The 22,661-nt window shown below is 67.9% G+C and carries 23 protein-coding genes; 17 read left to right on the top strand and 6 right to left on the bottom strand.

Annotation, left to right across the window (positions count from 1 at the left end; all coding sequences use genetic code 11):
• Positions 1-23: 23 nt before the first annotated feature.
• The 3 genes from ACGHX3_RS13595 (at position 24) to ACGHX3_RS13585 (ending at position 2,419) form a co-directional block, all read left to right on the top strand.
• Positions 24-743 carry a pseudouridine synthase gene (locus ACGHX3_RS13595; protein WP_213600464.1) on the top strand — a complete coding sequence of 240 codons (720 nt, stop codon included), beginning with the start codon at positions 24-26 and terminating at the stop codon, positions 741-743.
• Between the two features lie 89 nt (positions 744-832).
• Entirely contained in the window at positions 833-1,903 is a 1,071-nt protein-coding gene (locus ACGHX3_RS13590; RefSeq protein ID WP_394695284.1) for a GGDEF domain-containing protein, read from the top strand.
• 93 nt (positions 1,904-1,996) lie between these two features.
• Positions 1,997-2,419, top strand: coding sequence for a universal stress protein (locus ACGHX3_RS13585; RefSeq protein WP_394695283.1), 423 nt, complete (start codon positions 1,997-1,999; stop codon positions 2,417-2,419).
• A gap of 21 nt (positions 2,420-2,440) precedes the next feature.
• Here ACGHX3_RS13585 and ACGHX3_RS13580 read toward each other — a convergent pair whose 3' ends face one another.
• Positions 2,441-3,388, bottom strand: a complete 948-nt coding sequence (locus tag ACGHX3_RS13580; RefSeq protein WP_394697294.1) for a DMT family transporter — start codon at positions 3,386-3,388, stop codon at positions 2,441-2,443.
• Between the two features lie 91 nt (positions 3,389-3,479).
• On the opposite strand from ACGHX3_RS13580, the gene ACGHX3_RS13575 reads away from it, so the two are divergent.
• Both ACGHX3_RS13575 and ACGHX3_RS13570 read left to right on the top strand, forming a co-directional pair.
• Positions 3,480-4,139, top strand: coding sequence for a Pr6Pr family membrane protein (locus ACGHX3_RS13575; protein WP_162338607.1), 660 nt, complete (start codon positions 3,480-3,482; stop codon positions 4,137-4,139).
• Positions 4,140-4,213: 74 nt separating this feature from the next.
• Complete coding sequence (locus tag ACGHX3_RS13570) at positions 4,214-5,506, top strand: MFS transporter (RefSeq protein ID WP_394695282.1); 1,293 nt, start codon at positions 4,214-4,216, stop codon at positions 5,504-5,506.
• A 126-nt stretch (positions 5,507-5,632) separates the two neighbouring features.
• Here ACGHX3_RS13570 and ACGHX3_RS13565 read toward each other — a convergent pair whose 3' ends face one another.
• Positions 5,633-6,451 carry a DUF72 domain-containing protein gene (locus tag ACGHX3_RS13565; RefSeq protein ID WP_394695281.1) on the bottom strand — a complete coding sequence of 273 codons (819 nt, stop codon included), beginning with the start codon at positions 6,449-6,451 and terminating at the stop codon, positions 5,633-5,635.
• Positions 6,452-6,524: 73 nt separating this feature from the next.
• Between ACGHX3_RS13565 and rraA the strand changes: the two genes are divergently transcribed.
• The gene (rraA, locus tag ACGHX3_RS13560; protein ID WP_394695280.1) at positions 6,525-7,001 is read left to right on the top strand and encodes a ribonuclease E activity regulator RraA; all 477 of its coding nucleotides are present in this window, start codon (positions 6,525-6,527) and stop codon (positions 6,999-7,001) included.
• Between the two features lie 446 nt (positions 7,002-7,447).
• Here the strand turns inward: rraA and ACGHX3_RS13555 are convergent, their stop codons facing one another.
• Complete coding sequence (locus tag ACGHX3_RS13555; RefSeq protein ID WP_394695279.1) at positions 7,448-9,259, bottom strand: DUF885 domain-containing protein; 1,812 nt, start codon at positions 9,257-9,259, stop codon at positions 7,448-7,450.
• Between the two features lie 113 nt (positions 9,260-9,372).
• Between ACGHX3_RS13555 and ACGHX3_RS13550 the strand changes: the two genes are divergently transcribed.
• Both ACGHX3_RS13550 and ACGHX3_RS13545 read left to right on the top strand, forming a co-directional pair.
• The gene (locus ACGHX3_RS13550; protein ID WP_162338612.1) at positions 9,373-9,723 is read left to right on the top strand and encodes a GFA family protein; all 351 of its coding nucleotides are present in this window, start codon (positions 9,373-9,375) and stop codon (positions 9,721-9,723) included.
• A gap of 29 nt (positions 9,724-9,752) precedes the next feature.
• A complete protein-coding gene (locus ACGHX3_RS13545) occupies positions 9,753-10,637 on the top strand; it encodes a DUF2785 domain-containing protein (protein WP_162338613.1) in 885 nt (294 codons plus the stop codon).
• 12 nt (positions 10,638-10,649) lie between these two features.
• Here the strand turns inward: ACGHX3_RS13545 and ACGHX3_RS13540 are convergent, their stop codons facing one another.
• Positions 10,650-11,585, bottom strand: a complete 936-nt coding sequence (locus ACGHX3_RS13540) for a LysR substrate-binding domain-containing protein (protein ID WP_213600454.1) — start codon at positions 11,583-11,585, stop codon at positions 10,650-10,652.
• Between the two features lie 125 nt (positions 11,586-11,710).
• Here ACGHX3_RS13540 and ACGHX3_RS13535 point away from each other — a divergent pair, with 125 nt between their 5' ends.
• Positions 11,711-12,589 carry a DMT family transporter gene (locus ACGHX3_RS13535; RefSeq protein WP_313929612.1) on the top strand — a complete coding sequence of 293 codons (879 nt, stop codon included), beginning with the start codon at positions 11,711-11,713 and terminating at the stop codon, positions 12,587-12,589.
• A gap of 146 nt (positions 12,590-12,735) precedes the next feature.
• Here the strand turns inward: ACGHX3_RS13535 and ACGHX3_RS13530 are convergent, their stop codons facing one another.
• Together ACGHX3_RS13530 and ACGHX3_RS13525 are read right to left on the bottom strand one after the other, a co-directional pair.
• Positions 12,736-13,647: a peptidylprolyl isomerase gene (locus ACGHX3_RS13530; protein WP_313929613.1), complete on the bottom strand. Its 912-nt coding sequence runs from the start codon at positions 13,645-13,647 to the stop codon at positions 12,736-12,738.
• A gap of 67 nt (positions 13,648-13,714) precedes the next feature.
• Complete coding sequence (locus ACGHX3_RS13525; RefSeq protein ID WP_213600451.1) at positions 13,715-15,025, bottom strand: MFS transporter; 1,311 nt, start codon at positions 15,023-15,025, stop codon at positions 13,715-13,717.
• Positions 15,026-15,183: 158 nt separating this feature from the next.
• On the opposite strand from ACGHX3_RS13525, the gene cyoA reads away from it, so the two are divergent.
• From cyoA to ACGHX3_RS13485, 8 genes are all read left to right on the top strand, one after another.
• Positions 15,184-16,245 carry a ubiquinol oxidase subunit II gene (gene cyoA, locus ACGHX3_RS13520; RefSeq protein WP_238391293.1) on the top strand — a complete coding sequence of 354 codons (1,062 nt, stop codon included), beginning with the start codon at positions 15,184-15,186 and terminating at the stop codon, positions 16,243-16,245.
• A 42-nt stretch (positions 16,246-16,287) separates the two neighbouring features.
• Positions 16,288-18,327, top strand: coding sequence for a cytochrome o ubiquinol oxidase subunit I (cyoB, locus tag ACGHX3_RS13515; protein WP_394695278.1), 2,040 nt, complete (start codon positions 16,288-16,290; stop codon positions 18,325-18,327).
• Entirely contained in the window at positions 18,320-18,952 is a 633-nt protein-coding gene (gene cyoC, locus ACGHX3_RS13510) for a cytochrome o ubiquinol oxidase subunit III (protein ID WP_394695277.1), read from the top strand. The genes cyoB and cyoC overlap by 8 nt, the downstream gene beginning before the upstream one ends.
• On the top strand, positions 18,952-19,356 hold the full coding sequence (gene cyoD, locus ACGHX3_RS13505; protein WP_162338620.1) for a cytochrome o ubiquinol oxidase subunit IV: 405 nt from the start codon (positions 18,952-18,954) through the stop codon (positions 19,354-19,356). Before cyoC ends, cyoD begins: the two co-directional genes overlap by 1 nt.
• Positions 19,353-20,147 carry an SURF1 family protein gene (locus ACGHX3_RS13500; protein WP_394695276.1) on the top strand — a complete coding sequence of 265 codons (795 nt, stop codon included), beginning with the start codon at positions 19,353-19,355 and terminating at the stop codon, positions 20,145-20,147. Before cyoD ends, ACGHX3_RS13500 begins: the two co-directional genes overlap by 4 nt.
• A gap of 28 nt (positions 20,148-20,175) precedes the next feature.
• Positions 20,176-21,468, top strand: a complete 1,293-nt coding sequence (locus ACGHX3_RS13495) for an ATP-binding protein (RefSeq protein WP_394695275.1) — start codon at positions 20,176-20,178, stop codon at positions 21,466-21,468.
• Positions 21,455-21,994, top strand: coding sequence for a response regulator transcription factor (locus ACGHX3_RS13490; RefSeq protein ID WP_394695274.1), 540 nt, complete (start codon positions 21,455-21,457; stop codon positions 21,992-21,994). Before ACGHX3_RS13495 ends, ACGHX3_RS13490 begins: the two co-directional genes overlap by 14 nt.
• 75 nt (positions 21,995-22,069) lie before the next feature.
• Positions 22,070-22,612 (top strand): DUF2878 domain-containing protein, encoded by a 543-nt coding sequence (locus tag ACGHX3_RS13485; RefSeq protein ID WP_313929619.1) that lies wholly within the window; start codon positions 22,070-22,072, stop codon positions 22,610-22,612.
• The last annotated feature ends 49 nt before the right edge of the window (positions 22,613-22,661 follow it).

The following is a 22,661-nucleotide window of genomic DNA, read 5'->3' as shown; positions in this document are numbered from 1 at the left end:
GGCCGATCCCGGATAATGGCGGCATGACCACCCGCCTCAACAAACACATCGCCGAGACCGGCTTCTGTTCCCGCCGCGAGGCCGACCGCCTGATCGCCGAGCGCCGCGTGACCGTCAACGGCCTCGCGGCCGGCATGGGCGCGGTGGTGGGCGAGGGCGACGAAGTGCGTGTCGACGGCCAGTCGATCAAGCAGCGCGCCGCCAAGGCCGGCAAGCGCAAGCACGTGTACATCGTGCTCAACAAGCCGGTCGGCGTGACCTGCACCACCGAGTCGTCGGTGAAGGACAACATCGTCGACTTCATCGGCCACGAGCAGCGCATCTTCCCGATCGGCCGCCTCGACAAGGATTCGGAAGGACTGATCCTGCTGACCAGCAACGGCGACATCGTCAACCAGATCCTGCGCGCGGAGAACCGCCACGAGAAGGAATACCTGGTCGCGGTCAACAAGCCGGTGACCGACGAGTTCCTGCGCGGCATGGCGCGCGGCGTGCGCGTGCACGGGCAGATGACGCTGCCGTGCCGCACCAGCCGGATCGCCAAGTTCGGCTTCCGCATCACGCTGACGCAGGGCCTGAACCGGCAGATCCGGCTGATGGCGGCCGCGTTCGACTACCGCGTCACCCAGCTTCGGCGCGTGCGCATCGACAACGTGAAGCTCGGCGACCTGAAGGCCGGACGCTGGCGCAACCTCACCGACCAGGAACTGCGCGGCCTGCTGCCGCAGCAGGACACGTGGTGACGCGATAGCGTGACGACGGTCGCGTCAGTGCGGCTTACCTCGGCAGCACCCGCAGGCATACTGCGGCCGTCTTCTTTCCGGTAGACGGCATGAGCCGACCCCCCAAGCCCGACAACGAGGAAGCGCGCCTGGCGGCGCTGCACGGTTTCGACATCCTCGACAGCGAGCCCGAGCGCGCGTTCGACGACTTGGTCCGCATCGCCGCCGGCATCTGCGGCGTGCCGATGGCCGCGGTCACCCTGATCGACCGCGACCGCCAGTGGTTCAAGGCGCAGGTCGGCATGGGAAGCCCGGATCCCTCGCTCGACACCTCGTTCTGCGCGCACACGGTGCTGGATCCGACGGCCGCGACGGTGGTCCCTGACGCGACCCGCGACCACCGCTTCGCCGACAACCCGCTCGTGGCCACCGCCAACGGCATCCGTTTCTATGCGGGGGCACCGCTGGTGACGCAGGAGGGATTCGCGCTCGGCGCGTTGTGCGTGGTGGACGATCAACCGCATGAGCTCGCGCCGTTCCAGCTGCAGGCGCTGGATGCGCTGTCGCGGCAGATCGTGCAGTTGCTGGAACTGCGCCGCGTCAGCAAGCAGCTGCGACACCAGTTGCAGGAGCGCGCGTGGTACGAGCAGCAGATGCAGCATTACCAGGACCAGTTGGAACAGCAGAACGCCGACCTGTCCGAGCAGACGAAGACCGATCCGCTGACCGGGCTGCCGAACCGCCGCGCGTTCGCCGCCGCACTGGACGGCGCCATGCGGAAAGCCGCGCAGAGCGGCGATCCGCTCGCCGTCGCGGTGCTCGACGTGGACCACTTCAAGACCGTCAACGACCTCCATGGCCACGACGAGGGCGACCGCGTGCTGGTCGCGCTGGCCGACATGTTGAAGGCGCAGGCCGCGGGCCGCGGGATGGCGGCCCGCCACGGCGGCGAGGAGTTCGTGATCCTGATGCCGGGCGCCTCGCTGGAAGAGGCCCGCCTGCAGTGCGAGTTCATGCGCCAGGGCGTGGGCCTGCTGCCGATCGGCCTGCCGGTGTCGGTCAGCATCGGTCTGGCGGCACGCTCGCGCGACGATACGTCGGAGACGCTGTTCCGCCGCGCCGACCAGGCGCTGTACGAAGCCAAGCGCAGCGGCCGCGACCGGGTGGTGGCCGCCGCCTGATTTGATCCCGATCAATGCGGGCTGCGACCGGCGGCCGCATCGTGCCGGTGTCGGCGGCGCATCGTGCGCTCGCCCTGCATGCGGAGCACGACGATGAAGATCCTGTTGGCCGTGGATGGAAGCGAAGTGGGCCTGGCGGCGGTGCGTCAGCTGGTCGAGTTCGGCAAATCGCTGGCCGAGCCGCCGGAAGTGACCCTGTTCTATGCCGATCCGCCGCTGCTGCGTTCGGTTGCCCTGAACCTGGGCAAGGATGGCGTGGCGAGTTACCACGCGGAGAACGCCGCCTACGCGATGAGGAAGGCCCGCACGGCGCTCAAGCGCGCGCGGCTGCCGTTCCGTGAGACGTACCTGGTCGGGGAACCTGCCGAAAGCATCGTCAAGCAGGCGAAGGCATCGAAGGCCGACCTGATCGTCGTCGGCACGCATGGCCGCGGTGCGCTGAAGCAGTTGTTCGTCGGTTCGGTCGCCTTGAAGGTCATCGCGCTGAGCCCGGTGCCGGTGCTGGTCGCGCGCTGAGCGTCCGACGTCGACGACGGTTCAGTCGACGATGTTCTTGGCCTCGGAGGTGCCCAGCACTTCCGGGTGTTCGATGCGCTTCGGTCGCTGCACGAGCGGGTGCAGGAATACGGCGGCCAGGATGATGCCCACGCCCAGGTAGAACAGCGGCGTCAGTTCGCGCTGTTCGCCCAGCAGCACGATGGCCAGCAGGATGGCGTAGACCGGCTCCAGGTTGGTCACCAGTTGCACGCCGTACGCGCTCAGGTGCTTCAGCGCGACCAGCGACAGGGCGAAGGGCAGCAGCGTGCAGGCCAGCGAGAGCACGATCAGCAACGCGCCGTCCTTCAGGCCGGGCAACACGAACAGGTCGCCGGCGAAGGCGGGGAACAGCAGCGGCATCAGCGGCGCCAGCAGGGTCAGCAGCACCGTGCCAGCGCCCAGTTCCAGCCCGGTGATCGTCAGCGGCTCGCCGTGGTCGATCAGCCGCTTGTTGAGCGGGCCGAACACCGCCACCAGCAGCGCCGATAGCGCACCGACCAGCACGCCCAGGCGCATGCCGTCGGGAATCCCGCCGACCACCAGCGCCACGCCGGGCAGCACCGCAACACCGAACAGCAGTTCGCGCCAGGAGAACGGCCGCCGCGTCAGCCAGGGTTCGATCACCGAGGTGAAGGCCGGGGCCAGCGCGATGCAGGTCACCGCCACCGATGCGTTGGAGAGCTTGATGGCGCCATAGAAGGTCAGCCAGTGCAGCGCCACGATCAGGCCGATGCCGCAGTAGGCGAGGATCAGCTTCGGCGACATCGCGCGCAGCCCGCGCCAGACCCGCGGCAGGAAGGCGAGGGCGACCACCACGATCAGCATGCGCCACCACACCAGCGGCAGGGCGGACAGGCTGATCAGCTTGCCCAGGATCGGAGTGAAGCCCCACAGCAGCACGCACAGGTGGATCTGCAGTTGGGCTTTGGCGGTCGGGGTCATCGGCATGCGTGCATTGTCGCCGACGCCCGCATGGCTGGCGATGGCCGGCCGTGCACGGAACGTCCGTGGCTTGGGGACAGGCCCCTGCGGAATGACCATGCACGATCCCGCCCCGCTTACCCCCTTCGCACGCCGCGCACTGCTGGCGCTGGCACTGCTGGTGGCCGGCTCGCTGGCGGTGGAGTACCTGCTGCTGTTGCGCGCCACCTGGACGGAGCTGGGGCCGGTGTTGGGCAGCGTGCGCTACGTCAGCTACTTCACCATCCTCAGCAACCTCGCCGTGCTGCTGGTCTGCGTCTCGGCGCTCACCGGGTGGCCGGCGTTCTTCGCCCGCCCGGCCGTGCGGGGCGCGGTGACGCTCTACATCGCCCTCACCGGCGTGATCTATGCGCTGCTCCTGCGCGACACCTGGGAGCTGGAAGGTATCCTGCGCCTGACGGATGCCAGCCTGCACTACGTGGTGCCCGCGGTGTCCGTGCTGGCCTGGCTGGCGTCGCCCGGCCACGGCACCCTGCGGTGGCGGCTTGTGGTCTCGTGGCTGGCGTTCCCGGTCGTCTACCTGACCTGGGTACTGCTGCGCGGCGCGAGGTCGGGCGAGTACCCCTACCCCTTCCTGGATGTGGCGGAGCTCGGCCTGTCCGTCGTGCTGTTCAACGCACTCGTGCTGCTGGGGGTGTTCCTGGCTTCCGGCGGGATGCTGGTGGCCGTGGACAAGGTCGCCGCGCGCCGCCTGGCGTCTGCGCGCGCACCCACCTGACACCGGCTGGACGGCGTGCGCGTCGCGTGCGATGGTCGCGCGCCGCGCCTCGTGCGCCCGAGGACGCAGCACCGATGTCTGGCGAGGATTCCGTGTCGCTCCGCCCGTTCAACCGCCATGACGCGAGGACCCTGGGCCTGTCCGCGCTGGGCGGGGCGCTGGAGTTCTACGACTTCGTCGTCTTCGTGTTCTTCGCCAAGGCGCTGGGCGCGCTGTTCTTCCCGCCGGGGACCGAGCCGTGGCTGGCGCAGCTGCAGGTGTACGGCATCTTCGCCGCGGGGTATGTGGCGCGGCCGCTGGGCGGGATCGTGATGGCGCACTTCGGCGACCGGCTGGGACGCAAGCGCATGTTCACGCTGAGCGTCTTCATGATGTCGGTGCCGACGCTGCTGATCGGCCTGCTGCCGACGTATGCGCAGGTCGGGGTACTGGCACCACTCCTGCTGCTGGCGATGCGGCTGGTGCAGGGCATCGCGGTGGGCGGCGAGGTGCCGGGCGCGTGGGTCTTCGTCGCCGAGCACGTGCCGCGCCGTCGGGTTGGCATCGCCTGCGCCACCCTCACCGCGGGACTGACGGCCGGCATCCTGATCGGCTCGCTGCTGGCGGCATGGATCAACACGAGCTACACCCCGGACGAGGTGCGGGCCGGGATCTGGCGCGTGCCGTTCGTGCTGGGTGGCGTGTTCGGCTTCATCGCCGTGTGGCTGCGTCGCTGGCTGGAGGAAACGCCGGTGTTCGTGGAGATGCGCGAACGCAAACTTCTCGCGCGCCAGTTGCCGGTGAAGCAGGTGCTGGCCGCGCACCGTCCGGCTGTGCTGCTGTCGATGCTGGCGTCGTGGCAGCTGACGGCGGCCATCGTGGTCATCGTGCTGCTGACACCGACGCTGGTGCAAACCAGTTTCGGCATCGGTGCCGCTACCGCGTTCCATGGCAACAGCGTGGCGACACTGGCACTGATCGCCGGCTGCCTGGCGGCAGGCTGGACGGTGGATCGCTTCGGCGTGGGCCGCGCGCTGCTCGCCGGCTCGCTGGGATTGGGCGTGTCCGCGTATGCGCTCTACGGCGCACTGGTGTCGGGTCACCACGATCAGTTCGTGGCCTGGTACGCGCTGGCCGGCTTCTGCTGCGGCGTGACCGGGGTGACGCCGGCGTTGATGGTGGCCGCATTCCCGCCGGAAGTGCGCTTCACCGGCCTGTCGTTCTCGTACAACGTCGCCTACGCGGTGTTCGGCGGACTGACGCCGCCGATGATCGCGTGGCTGTCGACGGCGTGGGGCCCGATGGCGCCGGCGCACTACGTGGCCTTCACCTGTCTTGTCGGTATGGGTGTCGCGCTGCGGTGGCTCAGGCAGCCTGTGTCGCGATGAACCCGCTTTTGCAGGAGCGCCCATGGGGCGCGATGCGCTCTATTGGTGCGGCGCCAAGCGCAGAAGCATCGCGCCCATGGGACGCTCCTACAAAGAAGGGGGCTCCAGCTCGTGCGCGCGGCGCTGCTACAGCCGCCGGATCAGTTCCATCGCGGCGGCCGGATTGCGCTCCTTTGCACTGCTGATGAAGTAGACGAACACGTCGCGCCGCGGCAGCGCCGGTGCACGCTCGCCCACGTGCGGCAACTCGGCGATGTCTTCGCCGCGCGACCAGGCGCGTGCGCGCTCGGCCCACAGGTCCAGTTCCTTCGACGGATAACCGGTGTCGATCGGCTGCGAGCGCATCAGCCGCGCGTAGACGAAGTCGGCGGTGAGGTCGGCGAACGAGGGATAGTCGGTGGAATCGGTGAACACGGTCGCGACCTGATGGCGGCGCGCAAGCTCGATGAACTCCGCGTCCACCGCGGCAGGATCGCGGACCTCCAATGCATGCCGCAACGGTCGTCCGTCCATCGCGCGCGGCAGCAGCGTGAGGAAGCCATCGAGTTCCTCGGCATCGACGCGGCGTCCGGCTTCGAACTGCCAGACCAGCGGTCCGAGCTTTGCGCCGAGCTCGGCGATGCCGCCGACGAAGTCCTCCACCTGCGTCTGCATCGACGCCAGCGAGCGCGACTGCATGATGCGCTTGGGCGCCTTGGCGGAGAACACGAAACCGTCGGGCGTCTGGTCGCGCCAGTTCGCATAGGTCGCCGGCTTCTGCACCCCGTAGTACGTGCCGTTGATCTCGATGGCGGTCAGCTGGCGGCTGGCGTATTCCAGCTCGCGCCGCTGCACCAGCCCGGCCGGGTAGAAGTTGCTGCGCCAGGGCGCGAAGGTCCAGCCGCCGATGCCGACGCGGATGCCTTCGGTCGCGGTGGGCGGTGCGGAAGCGAAGAGGTCGGCCATGCGCGCCAGCATAGCCCGGCGCGTGTCGCGCCCGCGTTACCATGCGGTCAACCCGCGCCCTCGGAGATGCCGCATGACCTGGACCACGCCCGACCTCTGCGACCAGTTCCCCGACGTGCAGGTGGCCGAGCCGGTGTTCCGCAGCTTCGGCGGCCAGGCGCGTTTCGCCGGGCCGGCGGTGACGGTGCATTGCCTCAACGACAATTCGCGTGTGCGCGAACTGGCGGCGACGCCGGGCGAGGGCAGGGTGATCGTCGTCGATGGCGGTGGATCGCTGCGACGCGCGCTGCTGGGCGACATGATCGCGGCGAATGCGGTGAAGCACGGCTGGGCCGGCTTCCTGATCTTCGGCTGCGTGCGTGACGTGGAGATCCTGTCGACGCTGCCGCTGGGCGTGCTGGCGCTGGCCGCACACCCGATGAAGACGGATCGTCGCGACCTGGGCGAGATCGATGTGCCGGTCGCGTTCGCCGGCGTGTCGATCGCGCCAGGGGACTGGATCTATGCGGATGCCAATGGCGTGATCGTGGCGAGAACCCGGCTTCTGTAGGAGCGGGCCATGCCCGCGACGCCTTTCGCTGTTCCGGCATCGCGCCAAGCCGGGCAAGCTAGGCTTGGCGCAGAGCCGTACAAGCGCCAGGATCCGTAGAGCGGAGCTTGCTCCGCTGTTTTTGCTTCGGTGTTCGTGCGGAGCCGGGCAAGCTCGGCTTTACGGGATAGCGGTGCAGGCACGGGGCCGACGTAGAGCGGAGCTTGCTCTGCTGCTTTTGCTTCGGTGTTCGTGCGGAGCCGGGCAAGCTCGGCTTTACGGGATAGCGGTGCAGGCGCGGGACCGACGTAGAGCGGAGCTTGCTCCGCTGCTTTTGCTTCGGTGTTCGTGCGGAGCCGGGCAAGCTCGGCTCTACGGGGGTGTCGGCGGTGCGGTGAAGGCGCTGGACCCCCGCGTGCGCGGGGGTGACGTCGCGGCACAGGCGCGCTGGCGCGCGCGCCGCGACGTCACTTGATCGGTTCGTCCAGCATCAGCTGGCGCACGAAGCGCACCGGCGGCGCGCCGTACGACAGCACCTGGTCGTGGTACGCCTTCAGGTTGAACTGTGCGCCCTGCTTGGCCTCTGCGGCCTTGCGCAGGTCGAAGTGCTCCTGCACGCCGACGAAGTAGGTCGGCAGCTGCGCCGAGGTCAGCTGCGCGCGCGTCCACTTGCCCGCGGCTTCGCGTTCCTGCTGGAAGGTCTGGCGTACCATCAGGTCCATCGCCTGCTCGCGCGTCCAGCCGTCCACCTGCACGCCCTGGTCCAAGATCGCGTTGGCGATCGTGCGCAGGTAGAACTTCATCTGCACCAGGTGGAACAGCGGATCGTTGTCCAGGTAACCGGCGTCGGACATCATCTTCTCGGTGTACACCGCCCAACCCTCGGCGAACATGCCGGAGCGCAGCACCGCGCGCAGCGTCGACGGGAACTTGGCCGAGTGCCAGCCTTCCAGGTAGTGGCCCGGCGTGCCTTCGTGGATGCTCAGCAGGTGGATCATCCGGCTGTTGTATTCGCGCAGGAAGGAATCGACCTGCGTCTTGTCCCAGTCTTCCGGGATCGGCGACACGGCGTAGAAGGTCTTCAGATGCTTGTCGAGCGGGCCGGGCGAATCGCAATAGGCCACCGCGACGCCACGCTGGAATTCCGGCATCTCGATGATTTCCACCGGCGCGTCGGGCAGGGTGACCAGATCGTGCTTGCGCACGAACTCGGTGGCCTGCGCGAGTGCTGCTTCCGCGTCCGGCACGACCTTGTCGCGCGCGGGACGTTCGGCGTACGCCAGCTCGAGCGCGGCTTCGATGGCCTTCTGCTGTTCGTCGGCGGTCGGCGCTTCCGGCAGCGCGGGTGCGCCCGGCTTTTCCTTCAGCACGGTGCGCGCGATGCCGTACATCGCTTCGCGCACGCGCTTGAGTTCGCCTTCGGCGCGTTGCTTGATGTCGGCGCGCGACAGCGACGACAGCAGCGCGAACTGCAGCTTCTGGTCGTACAGCGTCTGGCCGATGCGGAAGTCGCCCTTCGCGTTCGGCACCAGCGTCTTGTCCAGCCAGGCCTGGTGCTCGGCGACCGCCTTCTTCAGAGCATCAATGGCGGTCTGCGCCTGCTGGCGGTCGGCCTCGGGCAGGTCCTTGAGGTTCGGCGTGATGAACGTATCGACGATGCTGAGGATGCCGGCGTTCTGCTTGGCGACGGTCTCGGCATGGATCTTCGGCACGCGCGCGGGGTCGAGGTTCTCGCGCGCCTGCGCGAGCAGCGCGGGAATCTTCTGCATGCGCGCGGTCGCCGACTTCAGGCGGTCCGGCAGCGGTGCGAATTCACGCGCCATCAGGCCGTAGATCGCGCCGCCGGCGACGTTGTTGTAGACCTGTGGGTCCCACGCCCAGCTCTCCAGCGTTTCCGCCGTCCAGATGTCGTACTGCAGCTGGTTGCGCAGGATGGCCGCATCGACCTGGTTCTCGCGCGACAGTGCGGTGACATCCATCGCATCCAGTTCGCCGAGGGTCTTCTTGCTGAAAGCGAGGCTCTTCTGCCGGCCGTCCGCGCTGAGGTCGTCCAGCTCTCCGTCGTACTTGTGCTCGCCGATCTGGGTGGCGCTGACCGGCGAGAGCTGCAGCCAGCCCTCGAGCGCACGCTTGGACAGGTCGGCGAAGGCGGCGTCGGCCTTGGCGGTATCCGTGGCCGTGGCGGCGGTATCCGCACCGGAGGCGGCGACGGGAGCTTCACTCTTCTGGCAGGCGGACAGCGAGGCCAGCAGGGCGGCGGCGAGCAGGGTCTTGCGCATGGGAATCCTGTTGCGGTGCAGGGTGGGTCGGGACCGACAGCATAGGCCGAAGGTCATGCCCGGACCCGTGCCATTCGATATACGCTGGCGCCCCCGGGCCAGGAGTCGCTGTCATGAAGCATGAAGGAAGCTGCCACTGCGGTCGTATCGCGTTTGAGGTCGAGGGCGATATCGGCGACGTGATCGATTGCAACTGCTCGCTGTGCCGTCGCCGTGGCGGCCTGCTGTGGTTCGTGCCGCGCGAGGCGCTGGTACTGAAGACGCCGGAAGGCGACCTGTCCACCTACACGTTCAACAAGCACCACATCCGTCACCACTTCTGCGCCGTGTGCGGCATCGCACCGTTCGGTGAAGCGGCGCATCCGAAGACCGGCATGCAGATGGCGGCGGTGAACGTGCGTTGCCTGCCCGACGTGGACCTGGCCGGTCTCAGGGTGAACCCGTTCGACGGGGCCGCGCTCTGACGGGGAAGGACCGGCGCAAGGAGAACATCATGCCTTCGTTGATATCGCTGGTACTGGCAGGAATGCTGCTCCCATCGTCCGCCCAGGCGGCGTGCCCGCCGGCAGGCACCGACGCGGCATCGCTGCGGTTGCTGCGCGAGCAGCGGTTCGTTGTCCCCGACGACGTGCGCGCCGCGTTGGTGGAGACGCTTCCCGCCTGCCTGTCCGATCCCGACCCGACGCTGCGCGACGGCGTCGCCTACGAGGCACTCAGTGCGTGGCTGCGTGCGGGACTGCTGGATGCCACCCAGCGGCGCACGCTGCGTGACCGCCTGTATGCCGTGCTGGAGGAAGACGATGCGAACGGCTTCGGTCGGCCCTTCGCCGCGTTGGTGTTGTCGGAGATCGCACGGACGGACCGTGTGGAACCCTGGATGTCGCCCAGCGAGCGCGATGGCATGGTGATGCATGCATCCGCGTATCTGTCGTCGGTGCGCGATTACCGTGGCTTCGACGCGACCGAAGGATGGCGGCACGGCGTGCCGCATGGTGCGGACTGGCTGATGCAGCTGGCGCTCAACGACCGCCTGGGTCCCGCCCAACTGGAGGCCTTGTTGCAGGCGGTCGCCGAGCAGGCGGTGCCTGAGAGTGCGCATGCCTATGTATTCGGCGAACCCGGGAGGCTGGCACGCCCCGTGCTTTATGCCGCCAGGCGCGGCGTGCTGGGCGAGGACGCGTGGATGCGCTGGTTCGCGGCATTGCCGCTCCGGCTGGGCAATCCGGATCACGCCTACGCGGATGCCGCCTGGCTGGCGCGCAGACACGACCTGATGGCCTTCCTGATGAGCGTCCATCTGGAGGCCGACCAGTCCAGCGACCCCAACATCCGTGCGCTGAAGCCGGCGGTGATCGCGGCGCTCAAGGCCGTGCCGTGACCGCTGGCCGCGTCATTCGCGGCCGCGTCCCAGGAAATCGTCCGGCATCGGTGGCAGCGGCGTGCGTTCGTCGCGCGCCTCTTCCTTCAGCCAGTCGATGAACACCTGCGCAGCGGCACTCGGCGGCCGATGCGCGGGATGCACCGCGTAATACGCGAACCGTGCCTTCAGCGCGGGACCCGGCAGCCGGACGAGTTCGTAGCGTTGCAGGTAAGGCTGCGCCACATGGCGACGTGCCAGTGCCGCGCCCACGCCATACACCGCGGCGCGCATCGCATCGGTGCTGTCGTTGAAGCTGTGCATCGGCGGCAGCCGCAGGCCGCGCACGCCGGCCGCGCGGAACCAGTCGCGCCAGCCCTGCAGCGCCAGGTCGGTGACCAGCGGCAACTGCGCGATGTGGCGCGGCTCCTGCACCGCATCGAGTCCGGGCAGGGCGGGCGAGGCGACCGGGAACAGCTCGTCGTCCATCAGGTGATGCGACGTCAGCCCGGCCCACTGCCCCGGACCATGGCGGATGCCGAGTTCAGGGCCGTCGTCGTCGAAACGCGTCAACGCAATGCCGGTGTCCACGTGCAGGCGCACATGCGGGTGGCGCGCGCAGAAGCGCGGCAGCCGCGGCAGCAGCCAGCAGTACGCCAGCGAGTGCAGCGTGGTGATGCGCAGGGTCGCGGTCTTGCCGGCCAACCGCAGGTGCGAGGCGACGGCGTCGATGTCGCCGAGCGCCGCATTGGCCGCGTCGGCCAACTGCCGGCCTTCGGCGGTGAGCTTCACCCCGCGTGCATGGCGCTGGAACAGCACCACCCCGAGCAGCCCCTCCAGCTTGCGTACGTGGTGGCTGACCGCGCTCGCGGTGAGGTGCAGTTCGTCGGCCGCGTGGGCGAAGTTCTGGTGGCGCGCGGCGGCCGCGAACACGCCGAGGGCGGGCAACAGGGCAGGGCGCAGGCTCATGGTCGCTCCAGGCACGAGCCAGATTTGTGGCTCGCCCGCATGCTACGCGCTTGTGGGCGCCTACGGGTGATCCAGAATGGTCCCAGTCACGAACGAGGGCTGCCGCGATGGCACAGGGAGACAGCATGGCCATGACCCCGCCGCAGGCACTGGAGCGCGACTGGCGTACCCCGCTGGAACTGCTGGTGCTGGGCGCGATCTGGGGCAGTTCGTTCCTCTTCATGCGCATCGCGGCCAACCCGTTCGGTCCGTTCGCGCTGGTGGAAGTGCGGCTCGCGCTCGGCGCGCTGGTCCTGCTGCCGTTCCTGTGGCGCGAGCGCGCGCACTTCCGCGCCGGCCTGTGGCCGAAGCTCGCGATCATTGGTGCGATCAACTCGGCCATTCCGTTCCTCCTGTTCGCCTGGGCCGCACAGCGCTCGCCGGCGGCGATCGGCGCCATCTGCAACGCGATGACGGTGCTGTTCGCCGCGATGGTCGGCTTCCTGTTCTTCGGCCAGAAGATCGGCCTGCGCCGCTCGCTGGCGTTGCTGGTCGGTTTCATCGGCGTGGTGGTGCTGGCGACCAGCAAGGCCGGCGGCCTGAGTGTCGGCGGTGCCGTCATGGCGGGCGCGACGGCGGCGCTGCTTTACGGTGTCGGCGTGAACCTGGTGCGCAAGCACCTGGCCGGTATTCCGCCCGCGGCCGCGGCGGCGGCGACATTGAGTTGCGCGGCGCTGTTGGTGCTGCCATTCGCGGCGACGCACTGGCCCACGCATGCGATCGGCGCCGGCCCATGGGGTGCGGCGATCGCCATCGGCGTTGTCTGCACCGGCTACGCCTTCCTGCTGTACTACCGGCTGATCCACCGCATCGGTCCCGCGCGCGCGGCGACGGTGACCTACCTGGTGCCGCTGTTCGGCGCCGGCTTCGCCTGGCTGTTCCTCAATGAGCCGGTGACGCCGGCGATGCTCGCGGCCGGCGCGCTGATCCTCGGGAGCGTGGCGGTGAGCCAGCGGGCGGCCTGAGCGTGTCGGCGGCTGTGATGGATGTTGTGGGAGCGACGTCAGTCGCGATCGCGTGCGATCGATCCGAGACCAACCCGTCGTAGGTCAGGCATCGCTTCTGCTGTATCGCGACTTACGTCGCTCCCACACCAAACACGATCAACGCTTCACTGCTTGGCCTCACGCACCGGCAGCGGCACGTTGCACAGGTCGATGTGGCCGGCGGTGCGTACGTACCAGTCGTCGCGGCGGTTGCGGCGCGCTTCGGTGGCGGCGGCGAAGGTCTTCGAGTCCGTGCGCAGCACCTGCAGCGGGACGCGTTCGTTCTCCGGCACGTCGCTGGCCAGGCGCACGGCGGTGATCGGCGTGCGCTCTTCGGCCTTCTCGTAGAAGCCCATCGGCTCGGGGCCGCGCGGGGTCGCGCTGAGCAGCTCCATGCCCTTCACCACGCGGCCGACCAGGGTGATGTTGCGGTCGAGCTGGCGCGGCGACTGGCCGGTGACCACATACAGCTCGCTGCCATTGCTGCTGTCCGGCGGGCCGCCGCGGCCGGCGCCGAGCGCGCCGTAGCAATGCGTCAGCCACGCCTCGCCTGCCTTCGGGTCGCGCGCGGCTGGAAAACCATCGACGAAACCCACCTGCGGCGCCCAGCCATCCACGTCGGGCAGTCGGGTGAACTCCAGTCCCGCCGACTTGCGCGCGAACTCGGCCGGCAGCTTCGTCTTCGCCGTGCCCAGCGATTTGGCCTTGGCGGTGTCGTCCGCGTCGGCATCGCCGAACTGGACGACGAAGTTGTCGTGCGAGCGGTAGATGGCCAAGCCGTTCCAGAATCCTTCGTGCGCCAGCGTGCGGATGTTGGCCACGTGTTCGGGTGCGAAGGCCGGCGCCAGTTCGATCACCACGCGGCCGCCGGGCACGTCCATGTACAGCGTGTTGGCCGGATCCAGCGTGCGCCAGTCCGCGTCGGGCGAGGCGTCGAGGATTTCCTTCGACGTCAGCGGCTTCGGTGGTTCGGCCGCCTGCAGCGTGGGCAGGGCGAGCAGGCAGGCGAGCAGCAACGGGAGACGGCGCATGGGCATTCCTGGGCACGGGATGCCCGGATTGTAGTGCGCCCGGCGCGCAGTCTGTCGTCCCGGTGACGAGAGATCAGGACTTGTAGTTCTTCGCGCGGTTGATGCCGAGCGCGATCAGCGTGCCCAGCGCACCCGACAGCAGGTAGGCGCCCAGCCACGACAGGCCGAAGTTGGCGCACAGACCCAACGCGACCAGGGGGGCGAAGCCGGCACCGATCAGCCAGGCCAGGTCGGAGGTCAGCGCGGCGCCGGTGTAGCGGTAGCGGCGACCGAAGTTGGCGGTGACCGCACCCGCGGCCTGGCCGTACGACAGACCGAGCAGGGCGAAGCCGATCAGGATGAAGGCGCCCTGGCCGACCGGGCCGCCCTCCATCAGCGTCGGGGCGAAGCCACTGAACATCGCGATGCCGACTGCCAGTCCGCCCAGCGTGCGCGCGCGACCGACACGGTCGGCGATCAGGCCCGAGACCACGATCGCGCCGGCGGCGATGAAGGCGCCGAGGATCTGCACCAGCAGGAAGCTGACGACCGATTGCTGCGAGTACAGCAGGATCCAAGACAGCGGGAAGATGGTGACGATGTGGAACAGCGCATAGCTGGCGAGTGCGGCGAACGCGCCGATCACCACGTGGCGGCCCTTGGCCTGGAACAGCTCGCGTATCGGCGTGGGTTCCAGTTCCAGCTCGCCCATCTTGTCCTGGTATTCGTCCGCGACCACGATGCGCAGGCGCGCGAACAGCGCCACCACGTTGATGGCGAACGCGACGAAGAACGGATAGCGCCAGCCCCAGGTCAGCAGGTCGGTTTCTTCCAGGTTGGCGTAGAGGAACGCGAACACGCCGGCGGCGACGATGAATCCGACCGGCGCACCCAGCTGGCCGAGCATGGCGTACCAGCCGCGGCGCTCCTTCGGTGCATTAAGTGCGAGCAGCGACGGCAGGCCATCCCACGAACCACCCAGCGCCAGGCCCTGCAGCACGCGCAGGAAGGCCAGCAGTGCGATCGAAGCGGCACCGAGTGAGGCGTAGCCCGGCAGGAACGCGATACCGGCCGTTGCGGTGCCCAGCAGGAACAGCGCGACGGTCAGCTTGAGTCCGCGACCCCAGCGATCCTGGATCTTCATCGACAGCATGGTGCCGAACGGACGCGCGACGAACGCCAGCGCGAACAGCGCGAACGACCATAGCGTTCCCTCCAGGCGGTCCACGAACGGGAAGAACACCGACGGGAAGATCAGCGCCGAGGCGATGCCGAAGACGAAGAAGTCGAAGTACTCGGACGCGCGCCCGATCACCACGCCGACGGCGATCTCGCCCGGGGCGACATCGGCATGGGCCTTGGTGCCATGGTCGTGGGTGGAAGTCGTGGGGCTGATGGACGCCATGGGAACGGGGCTGCCGGGTCGGACCAGGGGAAAGGTACGCCCATAGGGTCGCAGACCGCACCCGCCGTCGCGATAGGACAAAACGTCCAATACTCCGCGCAGGGCCGGCGCACTACATTGATCCAGATCAATCCGTAAGCCCCACGCCCATGTCCCTCATGCGCAGAGCCCTGCAGGCCGCCGTGGCGATGTCCGCCGCCGCCGTGCTGTCGGGGTGCAACCTGCAGGTCCTCAACCCCGCCGGCGACATCGCCGCCCGCCAGGGCCACCTGATCCTGGTGGCGACGGCGCTGATGCTGATCGTGATCATCCCGGTGATCGCGCTGACGTTCTGGTTCGCCTGGCGTTACCGCGCGTCGAACACGCAGGCCACCTACAAGCCCGACTGGGACCACTCCACGCAGCTGGAGCTGGTCATCTGGGGCGTGCCGCTGCTGATCATCATCGCGCTGGGTGCGGTGACGTGGATTGGCACGCACCTGCTGGATCCTTACCGTCCGCTGGGCCGTATCGCCGAAGGGCGGCCGGTGCCGGAAGCGGTCAAGCCGCTGGAAGTGCAGGTGGTCGCGCTGGATTGGAAATGGCTGTTCGTCTATCCGGAATACGGCGTCGCCTCGGTCAACCAGATGGCCGCGCCGGTCGACCGTCCGATCACCTTCCGCCTGACCTCGTCGTCGACGATGAATGCGTTCTACGTGCCGGCGCTGGCGGGCATGATCTACACGATGCCGGCGATGGAGACCAAGCTCCACGCGGTGATGAACAAGGCAGGCGACTACGAGGGCTTCTCGTCGCACTACAGCGGCGCAGGCTTCTCGCACATGCGCTTCCGTTTCCATGCGTTGTCCGATGAAGGCTTCGACCGCTGGATCGAAGAAACCCGTGCCGGCGGCCAGGCGCTGACCCGCGCCGAGTACCTGCAGCTCGAAGTGCCCAGTTCGCGCGAGCCATCGCGCCTGTATGCGTCCGTCGATGCCGGCCTGTTCGACGCGGTGGTGAACCGCTGCGTCGATACCGATCGCCTGTGCATGGATCAGATGATGGCCTACGACGCGATGGGCGGGCGCGGACTGGACAGCACCGATCCGCTGCAGCGGCCGCGTCGCGGCAACCTTGCCAGTGGCCCCTTCGTCCGTTCCGATCTCTGCACGGTCGAGACCGCGCAGGCCGCGGCCCGCATGTCGCCCATTACCACCGCTGGCGGTTTGAAGGCGCCCTGACGCGCTTCGCCGCCGCACCCCTGGATTCACCGGATTCGCCCGATGGCTTTTGATACCAGCACCGTCACGCACTCCCCGATCACCGGTCGCCTGGCCTGGGATGCGATTCCCATGCTGCACGACCCGATCATCGCCGCGACCTTCATCGGTACCTGCCTGGGTGGCCTGGCGCTGGTCGCGGTGATCACCCGGTACAAGCTGTGGGGCTGGCTGTGGCGCGAGTGGTTCACCAGCATCGACCACAAGAAGATCGGCATCATGTACATGGTGCTGGGCCTGGTGATGCTGCTGCGCGGTTTCGCCGACGCGATCATGATGCGCCTGCACCAGGCGATGGCCTTCGGCGACAACATGGGCTATCTGCCGCCGCACCACTACGACCAGATCTTCACCGCCCACGGCGTGATCATGATCTTCTTCGTGGCCATGCCGCTGGTCACCGGTCTGATGAACTACCTGGTGCCGCTGCAGATCGGCGCGCGCGACGTGGCGTTCCCGTTCCTCAACAACTTCAGCTTCTGGATGACCACCGCCGGCGCGGTGCTGGTCATGCTGTCGCTGTTCCTCGGCGAGTTCTCGACATCGGGCTGGCTGGCGCTGTCCAACCTGGGCAACCAGGATCCCGGGGTGGGACTCGACTACTACATCTGGGCGTTGCAGATCGCCGGCGTCGGTACGTTGTTATCAGGCGTCAACCTGCTGGTGACCATCCTCAAGATGCGTGCGCCCGGCATGGGCCTGATGAAGATGCCGGTGTTCACCTGGACGGCGCTGTGCACCAACGTGCTGATCGTGGTGTCGTTCCCGGTGCTGACCGCCGTGCTGGTGCTGATGACGCTGGACCGCTACGTCGGCACCAACTTCTTCACCACGGACCTTGGCGGCAACGCCATGCTGTACGTCAACCTGATCTGGATCTGGGGCCACCCGGAGGTCTACATCCTGATCCTGCCGCTGTTCGGCGTGTTCTCCGAGATCGTGTCCACGTATTCCGGCAAGCGCCTGTTCGGCTACTCGTCGATGGTCTACGCCACGGTCTGCATCACCGTGCTGTCGTACCTGGTGTGGCTGCACCACTTCTTCACCATGGGCTCGGGCGCCAGCGTCAACTCGTTCTTCGGCATCACCACGATGATCATCTCGATCCCGACGGGCGCGAAGATCTTCAACTGGCTGTTCACCATGTACCGCGGCCGCATCCGCTTCGAAGTGCCGATGCTGTGGACGATGGGCTTCATGGTGACTTTCGTGATCGGTGGCATGACCGGCGTGCTGCTGGCGGTGCCGCCGGCGGATTTCGTGCTGCACAACTCGCTGTTCCTGGTGGCGCACTTCCACAACGTCATCATCGGCGGCGTGGTGTTCGGCCTGTTCGCGGCGATGACGCACTGGTTCCCGAAGGCCTTCGGCTTCAAGCTCGACGACTTCTGGGGCAAGGTGTCGTTCTGGTTCTGGCTGGCCGGCTACTGGTTCGCGTTCACGCCGCTGTACGTGCTGGGGCTGATGGGCGTGACGCGCCGCATGAGCCACTTCGACGACCCGTCGCTGCAGATCTGGTTCCAGATCGCCGCCTTCGGCGCGGTGCTGGTGGCCATCGGCATCGCCGCGTTCCTGTTCTGCATCTACATCAGCTTCCGCCGCCGCGAACAACTGCGCGACCACACCGGCGATCCGTGGGGTGGTCGCACACTGGAGTGGTCCACGTCGTCGCCGCCGCCGGACTACAACTTCGCCTTTACCCCGGTCGTGCACGACACCGATGCGTGGACGGACATGAAGCAGCGCGGTTTCCAGCGTCCGCGTGACGGGTTCAAGGCGATCCACATGCCGCGCAATACCGGGGCCGGCGTCATCCTGTCGGTGCTGAGCACGCTGCTCGGCTTCGCGATGATCTGGCATGTGTGGTGGCTGGCGGGCGTGTCGCTGCTGGCGACGATCGTCTATGCGATCTGGCACAGCTTCGACCGAGACCGCGACTACTACATCCCGGCCGACGAGGTCGCGCGAACCGAGGCGGCGCGTACCGGACAGCTGGAACGCGCCCTGTTGAACCAAGGCCTTGCGGATCACGCCCATGTCTGAGTCCATCGCCCTCAATCGACCCGACGGCTCGCCGGTGTTCCTGGACACCGACGGCAGGCATCATCCGGAGAACGGCACGCTGCTGGGCTTCTGGATCTACCTGCTCAGCGACCTGATGATCTTCGGCAGCCTGTTCGCCACGTTCGGCGTGTTCTCCGGCAGCTACGCCGCCGGCCCGTCCGGTCGCGACCTGTTCCTGCCGAACCTGCACCTGATCGCGATCAACACCGGCATCCTCCTGGTGTCGTCGATCACCTACGGCTTCGCCATGCTGGCGATGTTCAAGCGCAACGCCCGCGCGACCATCGGCTGGCTGCTGGTCACCGGCCTGCTGGGCCTGGGCTTCCTGTCGATCGAGATCTACGAGTTCCACCACCTGATCCATCTCGGCGCGGGTCCGCAGCGCAGCGCGTTCCTGTCGGCGTTCTTCACCCTGGTCGGCACGCACGGCCTGCACGTGCTGTTCGGCGTCGTCTGGCTGGTCGTGCTGTGCATCCAGGTGTACAAGTGGGGTTTGAACCGGACCACCACGCGCCGCATCGCCTGCCTGTCGATGTTCTGGCATTTCCTGGACGTCGTCTGGATCGGCGTCTTCACCTTCGTCTACCTGATGGGCGTGCAGTGATGAGCCATCCTTCCTCCGATTCGCACCACGACGACGATTTCCTCGAGGACGGCATCCCGCACGCCAACCTCAAGGAATACGCGACAGGCTTCGTGCTGTCGGTCATCCTGACCGCGATCCCGTTCTGGCTGGTCATGGCCAAGGTACTGCCCACGCCCGCCATCACCACGCTGGTGATCCTGGCGTTCGCGATGGTCCAGGTCGTCGTGCACATGGTCTATTTCCTGCACATGAATCCGAAGTCGGAAGGCGGCTGGAACCTGTTCGCGCTGATCTTCACCGCGGTGCTGCTGGTGATCGTGCTGAGCGGTACCTTGTGGGTCATGCACAACATGAACACCAACATGATGCCGGGCACTCACGACATGCATCGGATGCAGGAAGCGGCCCAGAGCCTGCCGTGACCGCTTCGGCCACCGCGACACCGGTTCCGCCGCGCAGGCGGTGGCTGGTCGCGTTCGCCGTGTTGCTGGCGGGCGCGTTCTGCGGATTCATTGCGCTGGGCGTGTGGCAGGTGCAGCGGCTGGCGTGGAAGCACGAGTTGATCGCCCGCGTCGATGCGCGCATCCATGCGGCACCGGTGCCTGCGCCTTCGCGCGCGCAGTGGCCTGCCGTCAGCGACGCGAACGACAGTTACCGACGCGTGTCGGTCAGCGGGCGCTTCGTTCCCGGCAGCGAAACGCGCACGCAGGCCGTCACCGAGCTCGGCGGAGGGTTCTGGCTATTGCAGCCGTTGCACACCGACGGCGGCGATTACGTGCTGGTGAACCGCGGCTTCGTGCCGACCGGTGCGCCATCAGCGCCGGCGCCGGCAGGCCGGGTGTCGGTGCAGGGCCTGTTGCGCATCAGCGAACCGGAAGGCGGCTTCCTGCGCCACAACGTCCCGGGACAGGACCGCTGGTACTCGCGTGACGTCGCCGCCATCGTGCGGAAGCACGGCTTGCCTGCGGAACAGGTCGCGCCGTTCTTCATCGATGCGGACCGCGATGCGGCGTCGCGCGACTGGCCGCGCGGCGGCATGACGGTGGTGAAATTCCGCGACTCGCACCTGTCCTACGCGTTGACCTGGTTCGGACTGGCGCTGCTGACACTGCTGGCCGGCGGCCATCTGGTCGCGTCGGAGCGCCGATTGCGCCATGATCGGCGGCGAAACGACTCGCGCCCCGATCATGCACGCACCCACGAGCCAGGATGAGGTCGGCACCGCACGCAGGGCCTCCAACGTGAGCAGCTCCCGCGACCGGGCGGGGCTGCGCAACATGCAGCAGCTCATCCAGCTGCGCTGGATCGCCGTGGTGGGGCAGGTGGCCACCATTTTCGTGGTGCATCATGGCCTCGGCATCGCGCTGCCGCTGGGCCTGATGTGCGGCGTGCTGGCCGCGTTGGCCGTCTTCAACCTGGTAAGCCAGTTGTGGTGGCGACGGCGCGAGCACGTGTCGAGCACCGCTCTGCTGGTCGGCCTGCTGGTCGACGTTGCGTCGCTGACCATCCAGTTGTACCTGTCCGGGGGCATCACCAATCCGTTCGTCTTCCTCTACCTGCTGCAGGTCGTGCTGGGCACGGTGCTGCTGCGCGCCACCCTGAGCTGGGTGATCGCCGCCGCCGCCGCGCTGTGCATCACCGGACTGACGCTGGTGCGCACGCCGCTGGAACTGACGGTGGCACCGGCACGCGGGCTGGCCGATCACTATGTGCAGGGACTGCTGATCTGCTTCCTGCTGATCGCCGGCCTGCTGGTCGTGTTCATCACCCGCATCGGCCGCATCCTGCGCGAGCGCGATGCGCGCCTGGCGGAACTGCGCCAGCGCGCCGCCGAGGAAGATCACATCGTCCGCATGGGCCTGCTGGCCTCGGGCGCGGCGCATGAGCTCGGCACGCCGCTGTCCACGCTGTCGGTGATCCTGGGTGACTGGCAGCACCTGCCGACGATGGCCTCCGATGGCGAACTGCACAACGACGTGCTGGAAATGCAGGCGCAGGTGGCGCGCTGCAAGTCGATCGTCACCAACATCCTGCTCGCCGCCGGCGGACCTCGCGCCGAGGCGCCGACCGAGACCACGCTGCATGCCATGCTGGACGACCTGGCGGCCGAATGGCGCGACGCGCGCAATCCGCCGTCCTTCCGTTACAGCAACCGCTGCGACACGGATCCGGCCATCGTCTCGGATGTCGGCCTGCGGCAGATGGTCTTCAACGTGCTGGACAACGCGCTGGAATCGTCGCCGGAATGGGTGGCGATGGAGGCGCGCTGCGACGGCGACACGCTGGTGATCGAGATTAGCGACGCGGGCACGGGCTTCGTCGCCGACGTGCTGCAGCGGCTGGGTACCCCCTACAACACCAGCAAGGGGCGGCCGGGCGGCGGCCTGGGCCTGTTCCTGTCGGTGAATGTCGCGCGCACGCTGGGTGGTAGCCTGACGGCGAAGAACCGGCCGCAGGGCGGCGCCGTGGTCACGCTGTCGCTGCCGCTGGCCGCCATCGCCATCGAGGAGGACGACGATGATGAGCAAGACTGATCGCCGCCTGCTGATCGTCGAGGACGACGCAGCGTTCGCGCGCACGCTGGTCCGTTCGTTCGAGCGCCGTGGCTACCAGGTGCGCCATCTGGCCGGCGAGGATGGCATGCCGGCGCTGCTGGAGGACTTCGCGCCCACGCATGCGGTCGTCGACCTCAAGCTCGCCGCAGGTGCATCGGGCCTGTCCAGCGTGAAGCATCTGCATGCCTTCGACCCGGACATGGTCATCATCGTGCTGACCGGTTATGCCAGCATTGCCACCGCCGTGGAGGCGATCAAGCTGGGTGCGCGACATTACCTAGCCAAGCCGTCCAACACCGACGACATCGAGGCCGCCTTCCAGCGCGCCGCCGGCGACACCGAGGTGGAACTGACCGAGCGCACGACGTCGATCAAGACGCTCGAGTGGGAGCACATCCATGAAGCGCTGGCCGCCAGCGACTTCAACATCTCCGAGGCCGCGCGCCGGCTGGGACTGCACCGGCGCACGCTGGCACGCAAGCTCGAGAAGCGGCGGGTCAAATAGCAGGCCGCGGGTGCGTGCCCGCATCCACCCGCCACGGCGTCGCGTACCGGCATCAGTTCCCTCTGGTACGACGCGATGCGTCCCGAATCGAAACGGCTGATCTTCAACCTGCTGGGAAACCAGATCGTCTGGTTCATTGCTGTCATCGCCGCCGGACGCGGCCATGCCTGGCCCGGCGTGCTGGCGGCGGCGGTGTTCGTCTGCCTGCACCTGTGGAGCGTCGCTCGGCCCGCGGACGAGGTCCGTCTGGTGATGCTTGCCTTGCTGTGCGGACTGGTTATCGACGGCGTGGCGTCGGCGCAGGGCTGGGTGGTCTACCGCGCCGCGACCTTCGGTGGCTCGCTGGCGCCGCCATGGATCCTGGCCTTGTGGGCATCCCTGGCGGTCACGCTCAACACCGGCATGCGGGCGCTGCAGTCGCGGCTGTGGGCGGGCGTATTGCTCGGCGGCATCGGCGGACCGCTGGCCTATCTCGCGGCGGCGCGGGGATGGCAGGCCGCGGAGTTCGCCATGCCTGCGTGGCGGGGATGGACGTGGCTCGCGACCGCGTGGGCACTGGCCTTGCCGACGCTGCTGTGGGCGGCGCGGAGGTTGGCGGCACGAACGGCAGTGCGCTGAAGTCGAGCGCCTGCCGGTCGGGTGGATGACTACTGGCACATTCGCTATA

Source organism: Pseudoxanthomonas japonensis, from assembly GCF_043632995.1.
GTDB lineage: Bacteria > Pseudomonadota > Gammaproteobacteria > Xanthomonadales > Xanthomonadaceae > Pseudoxanthomonas_A > Pseudoxanthomonas_A japonensis.
Note: the sequence above shows the minus strand (reverse complement) of the source record. Positions and strands in the feature narration are given on the sequence as shown.

Excerpts from the sequence above, each read along its gene's own strand:
- ACGHX3_RS13595 (WP_213600464.1), top strand. The coding sequence starts at position 24 with ATGACCACCCGCCTCAACAAACACATCGCCGAGACCGGCTTCTGTTCC.
- ACGHX3_RS13590 (WP_394695284.1), top strand. The coding sequence starts at position 833 with ATGAGCCGACCCCCCAAGCCCGACAACGAGGAAGCGCGCCTGGCGGCG.
- ACGHX3_RS13585 (WP_394695283.1), top strand. The coding sequence starts at position 1,997 with ATGAAGATCCTGTTGGCCGTGGATGGAAGCGAAGTGGGCCTGGCGGCG.
- ACGHX3_RS13580 (WP_394697294.1), bottom strand. The coding sequence starts at position 3,388 with ATGCCGATGACCCCGACCGCCAAAGCCCAACTGCAGATCCACCTGTGC.
- ACGHX3_RS13575 (WP_162338607.1), top strand. The coding sequence starts at position 3,480 with ATGCACGATCCCGCCCCGCTTACCCCCTTCGCACGCCGCGCACTGCTG.
- ACGHX3_RS13570 (WP_394695282.1), top strand. The coding sequence starts at position 4,214 with ATGTCTGGCGAGGATTCCGTGTCGCTCCGCCCGTTCAACCGCCATGAC.
- ACGHX3_RS13565 (WP_394695281.1), bottom strand. The coding sequence starts at position 6,451 with ATGGCCGACCTCTTCGCTTCCGCACCGCCCACCGCGACCGAAGGCATC.
- rraA (WP_394695280.1), top strand. The coding sequence starts at position 6,525 with ATGACCTGGACCACGCCCGACCTCTGCGACCAGTTCCCCGACGTGCAG.
- ACGHX3_RS13555 (WP_394695279.1), bottom strand. The coding sequence starts at position 9,259 with ATGCGCAAGACCCTGCTCGCCGCCGCCCTGCTGGCCTCGCTGTCCGCC.
- ACGHX3_RS13550 (WP_162338612.1), top strand. The coding sequence starts at position 9,373 with ATGAAGCATGAAGGAAGCTGCCACTGCGGTCGTATCGCGTTTGAGGTC.
- ACGHX3_RS13545 (WP_162338613.1), top strand. The coding sequence starts at position 9,753 with ATGCCTTCGTTGATATCGCTGGTACTGGCAGGAATGCTGCTCCCATCG.
- ACGHX3_RS13540 (WP_213600454.1), bottom strand. The coding sequence starts at position 11,585 with ATGAGCCTGCGCCCTGCCCTGTTGCCCGCCCTCGGCGTGTTCGCGGCC.
- ACGHX3_RS13535 (WP_313929612.1), top strand. The coding sequence starts at position 11,711 with ATGGCCATGACCCCGCCGCAGGCACTGGAGCGCGACTGGCGTACCCCG.
- ACGHX3_RS13530 (WP_313929613.1), bottom strand. The coding sequence starts at position 13,647 with ATGCCCATGCGCCGTCTCCCGTTGCTGCTCGCCTGCCTGCTCGCCCTG.
- ACGHX3_RS13525 (WP_213600451.1), bottom strand. The coding sequence starts at position 15,025 with ATGGCGTCCATCAGCCCCACGACTTCCACCCACGACCATGGCACCAAG.
- cyoA (WP_238391293.1), top strand. The coding sequence starts at position 15,184 with ATGCGCAGAGCCCTGCAGGCCGCCGTGGCGATGTCCGCCGCCGCCGTG.
- cyoB (WP_394695278.1), top strand. The coding sequence starts at position 16,288 with ATGGCTTTTGATACCAGCACCGTCACGCACTCCCCGATCACCGGTCGC.
- cyoC (WP_394695277.1), top strand. The coding sequence starts at position 18,320 with ATGTCTGAGTCCATCGCCCTCAATCGACCCGACGGCTCGCCGGTGTTC.
- cyoD (WP_162338620.1), top strand. The coding sequence starts at position 18,952 with ATGAGCCATCCTTCCTCCGATTCGCACCACGACGACGATTTCCTCGAG.
- ACGHX3_RS13490 (WP_394695274.1), top strand. The coding sequence starts at position 21,455 with ATGAGCAAGACTGATCGCCGCCTGCTGATCGTCGAGGACGACGCAGCG.
- ACGHX3_RS13485 (WP_313929619.1), top strand. The coding sequence starts at position 22,070 with ATGCGTCCCGAATCGAAACGGCTGATCTTCAACCTGCTGGGAAACCAG.